This window comes from Pseudomonas sp. PIC25 (assembly GCF_002286785.1).
In the GTDB taxonomy this organism is placed as follows: Bacteria; Pseudomonadota; Gammaproteobacteria; order Pseudomonadales; family Pseudomonadaceae; genus Pseudomonas_M.
On sequence record NZ_MUJY01000093.1, the window covers coordinates 1 to 9,824 of the forward strand.

10 protein-coding genes and 1 pseudogene are annotated in these 9,824 nt (G+C 67.9%); 9 read left to right on the top strand and 2 right to left on the bottom strand.

Annotated features, from left to right (window positions below; genetic code table 11):
- Nucleotides 1-211: pseudogene (locus BZL41_RS28510) on the top strand (Ig family protein); the annotation flags it as partial.
- A 296-nt stretch (nucleotides 212-507) separates the two neighbouring features.
- Here the strand turns inward: BZL41_RS28510 and BZL41_RS11510 are convergent.
- Together BZL41_RS11510 and BZL41_RS11515 are read right to left on the bottom strand one after the other, a co-directional pair.
- Entirely contained in the window at nucleotides 508-831 is a 324-nt protein-coding gene (locus BZL41_RS11510) for a Rieske (2Fe-2S) protein (protein ID WP_095599427.1), read from the bottom strand.
- A gap of 78 nt (nucleotides 832-909) precedes the next feature.
- The gene (locus BZL41_RS11515) at nucleotides 910-3,126 is read right to left on the bottom strand and encodes a TonB-dependent hemoglobin/transferrin/lactoferrin family receptor (RefSeq protein ID WP_095599428.1); all 2,217 of its coding nucleotides are present in this window, start codon (nucleotides 3,124-3,126) and stop codon (nucleotides 910-912) included.
- A 129-nt stretch (nucleotides 3,127-3,255) separates the two neighbouring features.
- Here BZL41_RS11515 and BZL41_RS11520 point away from each other — a divergent pair, with 129 nt between their 5' ends.
- From BZL41_RS11520 to BZL41_RS11555, 8 genes are read left to right on the top strand one after another with little or no spacing between them, the layout of a single operon-like run.
- A complete protein-coding gene (locus BZL41_RS11520; RefSeq protein ID WP_095599429.1) occupies nucleotides 3,256-3,921 on the top strand; it encodes an energy transducer TonB in 666 nt (221 codons plus the stop codon).
- A gap of 35 nt (nucleotides 3,922-3,956) precedes the next feature.
- Nucleotides 3,957-5,027 carry a hemin-degrading factor gene (locus tag BZL41_RS11525; protein WP_371916513.1) on the top strand — a complete coding sequence of 357 codons (1,071 nt, stop codon included), beginning with the start codon at nucleotides 3,957-3,959 and terminating at the stop codon, nucleotides 5,025-5,027.
- A gap of 1 nt (nucleotide 5,028) precedes the next feature.
- Nucleotides 5,029-5,667: a MotA/TolQ/ExbB proton channel family protein gene (locus BZL41_RS11530; RefSeq protein ID WP_095599430.1), complete on the top strand. Its 639-nt coding sequence runs from the start codon at nucleotides 5,029-5,031 to the stop codon at nucleotides 5,665-5,667.
- Nucleotides 5,664-6,095, top strand: coding sequence for a biopolymer transporter ExbD (locus BZL41_RS28515; protein WP_168190982.1), 432 nt, complete (start codon nucleotides 5,664-5,666; stop codon nucleotides 6,093-6,095). Before BZL41_RS11530 ends, BZL41_RS28515 begins: the two co-directional genes overlap by 4 nt.
- On the top strand, nucleotides 6,085-6,978 hold the full coding sequence (locus tag BZL41_RS11540) for a hemin ABC transporter substrate-binding protein (RefSeq protein WP_095599431.1): 894 nt from the start codon (nucleotides 6,085-6,087) through the stop codon (nucleotides 6,976-6,978). The genes BZL41_RS28515 and BZL41_RS11540 overlap by 11 nt, the downstream gene beginning before the upstream one ends.
- A 50-nt stretch (nucleotides 6,979-7,028) precedes the next feature.
- The gene (locus tag BZL41_RS11545; protein WP_168190983.1) at nucleotides 7,029-8,012 is read left to right on the top strand and encodes an iron ABC transporter permease; all 984 of its coding nucleotides are present in this window, start codon (nucleotides 7,029-7,031) and stop codon (nucleotides 8,010-8,012) included.
- The gene (locus tag BZL41_RS11550) at nucleotides 8,012-8,779 is read left to right on the top strand and encodes a heme ABC transporter ATP-binding protein (protein WP_095599433.1); all 768 of its coding nucleotides are present in this window, start codon (nucleotides 8,012-8,014) and stop codon (nucleotides 8,777-8,779) included. The genes BZL41_RS11545 and BZL41_RS11550 overlap by 1 nt, the downstream gene beginning before the upstream one ends.
- Nucleotides 8,780-8,796: 17 nt before the next feature.
- The gene (locus BZL41_RS11555; protein WP_095599434.1) at nucleotides 8,797-9,687 is read left to right on the top strand and encodes a ChaN family lipoprotein; all 891 of its coding nucleotides are present in this window, start codon (nucleotides 8,797-8,799) and stop codon (nucleotides 9,685-9,687) included.
- The last annotated feature ends 137 nt before the right edge of the window (nucleotides 9,688-9,824 follow it).

Genomic DNA, 9,824 nt, shown 5'->3' on the forward strand with positions numbered 1-9,824 from the left:
CAGCCGCGACCGGGTGATTGTCAGCAAGTGGTACACCGACGCCAATAACCAACTGGATCGCATCGAAGCCGGCTCATCGGCACTGCTGAACAACCAGGTGGACAACCTGGTCTCGGCGATGGCGGCATTCGCTGTGCCCGCAGCGGGCGCGAGCATCCCGCAGGAAGTGAAGGAGCAACTGGCACCGGTGTTGGCGGCAAGCTGGCAATAAGCGCTGCGGTAGGGCAATCCCGCGTCTGGGCACGAGTGTGAGGCGCGGGGTAGCCGTGGACGTTAGGAGGTCGTTGAAAAACTATCTGCGCTGTTGATACCGCTAGAGTCAGACCTCGTCTCATGTGCCTTCAACGTTTCGACAGCCGGCTAATTCAGGCTGCTGGAGGGAGACCGGCTCACGGTTGCCATGACGGGGACCCGCGGGCGATAGAGCAGAAGGACGAAGCAGCTCGGTCTGGGAAAAACAACCCGCTCCACAGGGTCGAATTATTCGCCCAGGAATGCCGTAGGACCTCACTCGCCGGCATCTACCCAGATGCCCTGCGCATCCTCCCTGCACGCCAATGCCTGCAACGACTGCCCCGCACAGGGTCCGGCCACGCATTCGCCGGAGTCGATGAGAAAGAGCGCGCCATGGGTGGCGCATTGGATCAGGCTGCCGCTGGCATCGAGAAACTGATCGGGTAGCCATTCCAGGGGAATGCCCCGGTGCGGGCAACGGTTGGCGTAGACGAACACCCGGCCGCCCTTGCGCACCGCCAGCAGTTTCTGTCCGTTCCGTTCGAAGCCCCGGCTCTGGCCTTCCGCCAGCTCGTCCGGGGCGCAGAGCAACATCATTTTCACCTCCACGCGAGCCAGGGATTATCCCGGGCTCGCGTGCCGGGCGGAAGCGCTTTCGGCGCGTGTGAGGAACGCTCAGATCTCCCAGACCACGTTCACCGCCGCATAGCGGCCCGGCTGCGAGTAGCGGGTCAGGCCCGGGTTGCTCTCGTTCAGCCCGCGCACGTCGCCCCACTGCCAGTATTCCTTGTCGGTGAGGTTGAACAGTCCGGCGTTGAGCGAGACCTGCTCGGTCATCTGCCACCAGCCGGTCAGGTCGAGGGTGCCGTAGCCGGCCGGCTCGAACTGGTCGGCGGTCTGGGTTTCGTCGATGCGCTCCTTCGCTGCCACCAGGGTCCAGGCCAGTTCGCCGCCGAAGCGCCCGCTCGGGGCGTCGTAGCCGAGGCCGAACACCGCCTTGAGCGGATCGACGCTGTTGATCGGCTGGCCGGTTTCCTCGTTCTTGCCTCGTGCATAGGCGATGGCGCCACGCAGCGAGGTGCCTTCCGGCAGGCCCAGGGTGCGGTCGAGGCGCAGCTCGCCACGGGCTTCGGCGCCGCGGATGGTGACTCGGTCGAGGTTTTGGTACTGGAAGGTGAGGCGGCCGTTGCCGGTGGGGTCTTTGGCCAGGGTGACCTGCTCGATGAAGTCCTCGTAGCGGTTGTAGAACAGGGCGAGGCCGAAGCTGCCGACGGCGTATTCGCCGCGCAGGCCGACTTCGAAGCTGTCGCTGGTCTCCGGCTTGAGGTCGGTGTTGGCGATGGTCTGGTAGTTGCCGGCGACATTGACGAACTCGCCGAAGATGTCCACCGCGTTCGGCGCGCGGAAGCCGGCGGCGTACTGGCCGTAGATGCTATGAGCGTCGTCCAGGCGGTAGGTCACGCCGAATTTCGGCGACAGGGCGCTGTCGCTGAAGCTGGACGGGCTGCTGTCCACCGGGTTGCCGTTGAGGTACTCGTCGGTGACGTCCGGCTTCAACCGATAGTAGTCGTAGCGCAGGCCCGGCAGCAGGGTCCAGCGGCCGATCTCGATGCTGTCCTGGACGAACAGGGCGTATTCCTCGGTGACCGGATCGGGGAAGTCGCTGATCGGGAAGGTTTCGCTGAACGGCGAGGTCGGCACCGTCGCGCCAGTATCGGCGAAGATTTCACCGCCGGTGCGCAGGTCGCTGCTGTCGAGGCGTTTGAGGTCGACGCCGTAGATCAGCGCGTGTTGGGTTTCGCCCAGGCTGAAGGCTTTGTCGAACTGGGTGTTGAACGCCCAGAGTTGCTCCTCGTAGCGCGAGTCGCGGTCGCGCAGGCGCGGCCGGCCGGCGCTGAAGCGTTCCTGGTGAGTGCGCTGGCGAATCTGGCTTTCCTGGTGGCTGAGCTGCCACTGCACCTGATCGGCGAGGGCGCTGTCGAGCAGGAGGCGATGGCTGAGGGTCACGCGCTCGCGGTCGGTGCTGTCCTGGGCATCGTAGGTGCGCACGGTGGCGGTGGTGCTGTATTCGCTGAGTACGCGGGTGTCGGCGTCGTCCTGGTAGCGCTCGTAGGCGAGTTGCAGGCGGCTGCCGTCGGTGTAGTCCCAGCCCAGCTTGGCCAGCAGGTTGTCGGTGCGGTAGTCCGACGGGTTGCTGTCTTCCCGGCTTGCGCCGATGCCGCCTTCGCCGCCATGGCTGTCGAGCGCCTGGCCGTCGCGGCGGCCGATGTGCAGCAGACCGTCCACGCTGCCCTGGCGGGCGGCGAAGGTGGCGCTGCGTTGCCAACTGTCGTCGCTGCCATCGTAGCCGGTCTTGAAGCGGGCGAAGGTGTCGTCGCCCTCGTCGAGGTAATCCGCCGCGTCTTTGGTCAGGAAGCTGACCGCACCACCGAGGGCGTCGCTGCCGTACAGCGAGGAGGCCGGCCCACGGATGATTTCGACGCGCTTCACGGTGTCCGGGTCGATGTAGTTACGCCGTGCATCGAGGAAGGGGCCGAAGGTGAAGGCATCCGGCACGCCGACGCCGTCCACCTGGGTCAGCACGCGGTTACCGCCGATGCCACGGATGGTGAAGCCGGACAGGCCGAAGCGGCTGCCGCTGCCGCTCACCGAGATGCCCGGTTCGTAGCGCACCAGCTCCTTGATGTTCTTCACGTTGCGCTGGTCTATCTCCCGTTCCTCGTGCACGGAGACGGTGCTGGGCACTTCGTCCAGCGTCTGCTCGCTGCGGGTCGCGGTGACCGTGATCACATCGAACTGGGTGGCGGCCTCCTCGGCGGCGAGCGCGAGAGAAGGGGAGAGCAACAGCAGCGCCAGCCAGGGGCGGCGGGCGAAAGGCGGTCGTATCGACATGGGTAACTCCCTGAATGAGGCGGCGGCTTCTATGTCCGCCGGTTGGCATCGGCGGGAGAACTTATCGAGGTTGACTTTCAAATGCAAATAATTATCAAATAGATTCATTCAAGATCGAACTGGATATCGATGCAGCGCGCCGTACTCTTCCTGCTGCTCTCTTTTGCACTGCACCTGGCGGTGGGGGTGAGTCTGCGCGAGCCTTCGCCGCCTGCCGGGGAGCCGGTGGTGGCGATGCCGGGGGCCTTGCGCCTGGCGACGGTGCAGTTGCAGCCGCCCCCGGCGGTACCTGTGGCTGCGTCGGAACCCGTCGCGGTGGCCAAAGCCGAGCCGGCGAAGCCGAAGGTGCTGGTTGAGAAGCCGCAGGTGGCGAAAAAGCTGGAGCGACCAGCCGAGCCTGCCCGCCAGGTTCCGGCGCCGACGAGCTTGGCCAGCACCCGTCCCGCTGAGTCCGCGCCGAAGCCCGCCGCACAGGCAGCCCCGGCCAGAGCGGCAGCCCCGGTCGAAGTGGTGAGCCGCGAGCCGGCTTTCCTCGACCCGCCGCGCCAGCCGAGCTACCCGGCCCAGGCCCGGCGGCGGAATCAGCAGGGGACGGTACTGGTGGAAGTGCGTCTGGACGAACGGGGCGCTCAGCGTGAGCTGAAGGTGGTGCGTTCGTCGGGCGTCGAGAGCCTGGACCGCGCCGCACTGGAAGCCGTGGCCGGCTGGCGTTTTCGTCCCGAAACGCTGGACGGGCAAGCGGTGCCGAGCCGCGTGCAGATACCCATCCGGTTCGCCCTGACGGCGAGCCGCTGACAACAGAACGAGAACACAGCACTAGGAGTAGACGGATGATGTCCCAGAGCCCAGCCGCCGCACCGGCAAACGACCTCTACCAGGCTTGGCAGTCGCTGCGTGCCGAACAGCCGCGCCTGCGTGCCCGCGACGCCGCCGAGCGCCTGGCAGTCAGCGAAGCCGAGCTGGTGGCCAGCCGGCTCGGCATCGATACGGTACGCCTGCGGCCCGAGTGGTCGGTGCTGCTCCCGGCACTCGGAGAGCTGGGCTACGTGATGGTGCTGACCCGCAACGAACAGTGCGTGCACGAGCGCAAGGGCTTCTATCGGGAGGTGTCGGTGTCGGCGAACGGCCAGATGGGGCTAGTGGTTTCCCCGGATATCGACTTGCGCCTGTTCCTCGGCGGCTGGGCCAGCGTGTTCGCCGTCGAAGAAGACAGCGGCCGCGGCATTTTGCGCAGCATTCAGGTATTCGACCGCCAGGGTGTGGCGGTGCATAAGGTCTATCTCACCGAACGCAGCGAAGTCGCCGCCTGGGCGCCTTTGCTGGAGCGCTTCCGCGCCGAGGAACAGAGCGCTGCATTGGATCTCCTGCCGCAGCCGCCGCGCGAGCAGCCACGTCCCGATGCCGAGATGGATGCTGTCTCCTTGCGCGAGGGCTGGGCCGCGCTCAAGGACACCCACCATTTCTTCGCCCTGCTGAAAAAACATGGCGCCGCCCGGACCCAGGCTTTGCGCCTGGCCGGCCGCGAATGGGCCGAGCCGCTGGCGCCGGTCGAATTACCGAGGCTGCTGGAAGCGGCCGGCGAGCGCGAGGTGCCGCTGATGGTCTTCGTCGGCAATCGCCACTGCATCCAGATCCACAGCGGCCCGGTGCGTAACCTGCGCTGGATGGATACTTGGTTCAACGTGCTCGACGACGAATTCAACCTGCACCTGAAGGCTCCTGCGGTGGCCGAACTCTGGCGAGTGCGCAAGCCCAGCACGGACGGCGTGATCACCAGTTGGGAAGCCTTCGATGCCGACGGCGAACTGATCGTTCAACTGTTCGGCGCGCGCAAGCCGGGCATTCCCGAGCGAGACGATTGGCGCGCCCTGGCCGAAAGCGTGCCGGCGCTGGAGGTTTGAGATGACTGCCTGGCTTGCCCTGATGGGGCCGCTCGGCTGGCCGCTGGCGCTGTGCTCGCTGCTGGGGCTGGCGCTGATTCTCGAGCGTCTGGCGGTGTTCCTGCGCCTGCAGCCGATAGGTACGGCGGCGGCACGGGCGGCGGTCGGCGCCTGTCGCACCTGCGACCGCGAGCATTGCCAGACGGCTGGCGGCGGTTGGCGCTATGGCCTGGCCTTGTTGCTCCGGCACAGCGGCCTGCCGGCCGGGCAGCGCGAAGAAGTGCTCGGCTGCTGGTTGTTGGAGGAACGCCGCCGGCTCAATCGCCAGCTCCGACTGCTGCAACTGATCGGCGTGCTGGCGCCGATGCTCGGGCTGCTCGGCACCGTGCTGGGTATGCTCGGCATGTTCGAGAACATCGCCGGGCAGGACCGCCCGGTGACCCCGGCGCTGCTCGCCGATGGCCTCTGGCAGGCGCTCTATACCACGGTCTGGGGCCTGCTGATCGCGATCCCGGCGCTGGCGGCGGGGCAAGGCTTCGCGCTCTGGGCGGAGCGCTATCTGGAGGGCGTGCAGGCGCTGCTCAACCGCTGCCACCTGGCCCTCGACGGACTGGAGCTGGACCTGCCGGGCAGCGCCCAACCGCAGTGGAGCCTGACGTGATCCGCCTGCCCGACAGCCGCGCCGGGCAGTCCAGCCTGCTGCCGGACCTGACGCCGCTGCTGGACGTGATCTTCATCGTCCTGGTGTTCTTCCTGCTCACCGCGCAGACGCCCCTGCTGCAATTGCCGCTGGAGTTGCCCGACAGCCGCGAGGCGTTGAAGCCGGCGAGCGTGACGCCCGGCGAGCGCCTGCACGTGGCGCTGGATGCCGGGGGGCGTTGGCGTCTCGCCGGCGAGCCCATGACGGATTTTCCAGCCCTGCGCCAGGCATTGCTGGCATCCTTGGCCGCTACCGATAAACCGGGGCTGGACCTGGCGCTGGATCGCCACGCGCCGCTGTCCGCCTTTCTCGACCTGATGGCCCTGCTGCAGCAACAGGGTATCGACGACACCCGTATCCTCATGGAGCCTTCCTCCGATGCGCCTTGATCTCCGCCTGGCCAGCTTCTGCGCCGCCCTGCTGTTCAGCCATGCCACCCTGGCGGACGAGCCGCTGCCGCAGCGCTGGGTCAGTGCCGGCGGCTCGCTCAGCGAGTGGGTGGTGGCGCTCGGTGGTCAGGATCGGCTGATTGGCGTCGACACCACCAGCCAGCATCCGGCCTCGCTGCGCAGCTTGCCGAGCATCGGCTACCAGCGCCAACTGGCCGCCGAGGGCATTCTCAGTCTGCGTCCCGACCTGCTGCTCGGCAGCGAGGAAATGGGCCCGCCACCCGTGCTGGAACAACTGCGCAGCGCCGGGGTGCGCATCGAGGTGCTGCCATCGAAGCCCGATCTGGCGAGCCTGGAAAGCAGCCTGCACCGCATGGGCGAACTGCTGGGCGCGCCGGAGAGCGCGAGCCGGGTGTTTGCCGACTACCGGCAGCGGCTGGAGCGCCAGCGCCAGTGGATCGCCGATGCCCAGCGCAGCCAGAAGGCGCCGGGCGTCCTGCTGATGCTCGGGCATGCCGACAGTGCTCCGCTGGCGGCCGGCAAGGACACGGCGGCGGCCTGGCTGATCGAACAGGCCGGCGGGCGTAACCTGACCGATCACGACGGCTACAAGGCGCTGTCCGCCGAGACGTTGATGGTGCTGGACCCGGAAGTGGTGATCTACGCCGACCGCACCCAGAAGGGCGACATCGACCCGCAGGCCCTGCTCAAACGCAATCCGGCCCTGGCCGCGACCCGTGCTGCCCGCGACGGACGCCTGCTGGCGCTGGACCCGACCCTGCTGGTCGGCGGCCTCGGCCCGCGCGTGCCCGACGGACTGGCGGTGCTGTCGGCAGCCTTTTATCCTTCGGCCCAAGCCCTGACCGCCGAAGCCGCCCGATGAACCCAGCCGTCCACGCCCGCCCACTGTTCATCGCACTGGGTTTGCTGCTCCTGCTCGCTCTCTGGTTATCCCTGGCGCTGGGGCCGGTCAGCCTGCCATTGCAGGAAACCCTGCAAGCGGCTTTGCGGCTGCTTGGCCTGCCCCTATCCGGCGCCGGGCTGGAGCAGGCCGAACTGATCCTCGGGCAAATCCGCCTGCCGCGCACCTTGCTCGGGCTGGCGGTCGGCGCGGTGCTGGCGTTGTCCGGCGTGGCCATGCAGGGGCTGTTTCGCAATCCGCTGGCCGACCCCGGCCTGATCGGCGTGTCCAGCGGCGCAGCGTTGGGCGCGGCGCTGGCCATTGTCTTCGGCGCCCGCCTCGGCGGCGTGCCGGAAGCCTTCGCGCCGTACCTGTTGTCGGCCTGCGCCTTCGCTGGCGGTCTCGGGGTGACGACCCTGGTCTACCGCTTCGGTCGCCGCAACGGGCAGACCAGCGTGGCGACCATGCTGCTCGCCGGCATCGCCCTGACCGCCCTGTCCGGCGCGGCCATCGGCCTGTTCACCTATCTGGCCGACGACACCACCCTGCGCACCCTGACCTTCTGGAACCTGGGCAGCCTCAACGGCGCCAGCTATGCGCGGCTGTGGCCGCTGCTGATCGTCACCATCGCCGTCGCCCTGTGGTTGCCGCGCCGGGCCAAGGCCCTGAACGCGCTGCTGCTGGGCGAGTCGGAAGCGCGTCACCTGGGCTTCGCGGTGGAGCGCTTGAAGCGCGAGCTGGTGTTCTGCACCGCTCTCGGCGTCGGTGCGGCGGTTGCCGCGGCAGGGATGATCGGTTTCATCGGGCTGGTGGTGCCGCATCTGGTGCGCCTGCTCGCCGGCCCGGACCATCGCGTACTGCTGCCGGCCTCGGCGCTGGCCGGTGCCAGCCTGCTGCTGCTCGCCGACTTGGTGGCGCGACTGGTCATGGCGCCGGCGGAGTTGCCCATCGGCATCATCACTGCACTGATCGGCGCGCCCTTCTTCCTTTATCTGCTGATACGGGGACGTTCCTGATGCTGCGCGCGGAGAATCTGGCGGTGCAGCGCGGGCCCTGCACGGTGCTGGCGGATGTCCATCTGGAGCTGCGTCCCGGCGAAGTCCTCGGCGTGCTCGGCCCCAATGGGGCGGGCAAGAGCACATTGCTGGCGGCGCTCAGCGGCGAATTGCCGGCAGCGCACGGGCGGGTCCTGCTGGACGAGCGTCCGCTGTCCGCCTGGCACGGCCCGGAGCGGGCCAGGCGGCTGGCGGTGCTGCCGCAGACCTCATCACTGGGCTTCGCCTTCCGTGTCGAGGAGGTGGTAGGCATGGGCCGCCTACCTCACGCGACCGGCCGTACGCGCGATGCCGAGATCGTCGGCGAGGCCCTGGCCGCGGCGGATGCGGCGCACCTGTCCGGGCGCAACTACCTGGAGCTGTCCGGTGGCGAGCGTCAGCGCGTGCACTTGGCGCGGGTGCTGGCGCAGCTCTGGCCGGGCGGGGAAGGGCAGGTGCTGCTGCTCGACGAGCCCACCTCCATGCTCGACCCATTGCACCAGCACACCACCTTGCAGGCCACCCGTGCCTTCGCCGAACAGGGCGCGGCGGTGCTGGTGATCCTGCATGACCTGAATCTGGCGGCGCGTTACTGTGACCGCCTGCTGCTGCTCGAACGCGGCCGCCCCCACGCCCTCGGTACGCCGGACGAGGTGCTGCGCGCCGACCCGCTGCGGGCGGTGTTCGGCCTGGAGGTGCTGGTGCAGCGGCATCCCGAGCGTGGGCATCCGTTGATCGTGGCCCGCTGAAGAGAAGGACATTCGACATGCGCGTACTGCTGGTCTTGACCCTTGCCCTCCTGAGTGCCTGCCAGACCCGGCCGATGCTGGCGCCGCTGCCGGCCTGGCAGAGCCCGGAAGGCCGTGAGCACGTCGATGCCGGACGCATCCGCGACCTGCGCAGCGGGCAAGACATGACACCCGGGCAACTGGTGGAGCGCCTGGTTGGCGCGCCGCGTGTGCTGGTCGGCGAACGGCACGACAACCCGGATCATCACGCTCTCCAGCTCTGGCTGCTGCGCGCCTTGGAGAGTCGCCGAGCGCAGGGCAGCCTGCTGCTGGAAATGCTCGAACCTGCACAGAAACCCAAGCTGGATGCGGCACGACAGGCCATCGCCTACGGCGAGTCACCGGCCGACCTGCCTGCCGTCTTGGATTGGCAACGCGGCTGGGACTGGTCGCTGTATGGCGCCATCGTCCGCCATGCCTTGGCGCAGCCGTTCCCGTTGCTGCCGGCCAACCTGGACCGCAGCGAGATCATGGATGTCTATCGCGAACGCCCGATTTTGAGCGGCACGGCTTCTAGCGCCGACCCCGTGCGCGAGGCGCTGCTGGCGCAGATTCGCGCGTCGCATTGCGGCAAGCTGCCGGAGGACCAGTTGCCGGCCATGCTCGCCGTGCAGCAACAACGCGACCGGCGCATGGCTGAAGCGCTGCGGGCAGCGCCACGGCCGGCCATGCTCCTGGCCGGCGCCTACCATGTCCGCCGCGACCTTGGCGTGCCGCTGCATCTGGCCGACCTGGGGAGCGGCGAGGCCGCCGTGCTGATCCTGGCCGAAGTCGGCAGCGAGGTCGGGGCGGAAGAGGCGGATTTCGTCTGGTACACCCCGGCCATGCCCGAAGAGGATTTCTGCGCCCGTTTCGGCAAGCGTGGCTGATGCGGCGGTTCAGGATGGGTATGGCTTATCCGGTGGGAGCGAATTCATTTGAACTTGGGAAACCACGTCCTTAGGACGTGGTCATGAGTCACCGGCTCTGCCTGTGACGATTTGAGGAGGCTCATGTTTAGTCCTCG

Coding starts and splice junctions, on each gene's coding strand:
- BZL41_RS11530 (WP_095599430.1), top strand. CDS start 5,029: ATGACTGCCTGGCTTGCCCTGATGGGGCCGCTCGGCTGGCCGCTGGCG.
- BZL41_RS11510 (WP_095599427.1), bottom strand. CDS start 831: ATGATGTTGCTCTGCGCCCCGGACGAGCTGGCGGAAGGCCAGAGCCGG.
- BZL41_RS11540 (WP_095599431.1), top strand. CDS start 6,085: ATGCGCCTTGATCTCCGCCTGGCCAGCTTCTGCGCCGCCCTGCTGTTC.
- BZL41_RS11550 (WP_095599433.1), top strand. CDS start 8,012: ATGCTGCGCGCGGAGAATCTGGCGGTGCAGCGCGGGCCCTGCACGGTG.
- BZL41_RS11555 (WP_095599434.1), top strand. CDS start 8,797: ATGCGCGTACTGCTGGTCTTGACCCTTGCCCTCCTGAGTGCCTGCCAG.
- BZL41_RS11520 (WP_095599429.1), top strand. CDS start 3,256: ATGCAGCGCGCCGTACTCTTCCTGCTGCTCTCTTTTGCACTGCACCTG.
- BZL41_RS11525 (WP_371916513.1), top strand. CDS start 3,957: ATGATGTCCCAGAGCCCAGCCGCCGCACCGGCAAACGACCTCTACCAG.
- BZL41_RS11515 (WP_095599428.1), bottom strand. CDS start 3,126: ATGTCGATACGACCGCCTTTCGCCCGCCGCCCCTGGCTGGCGCTGCTG.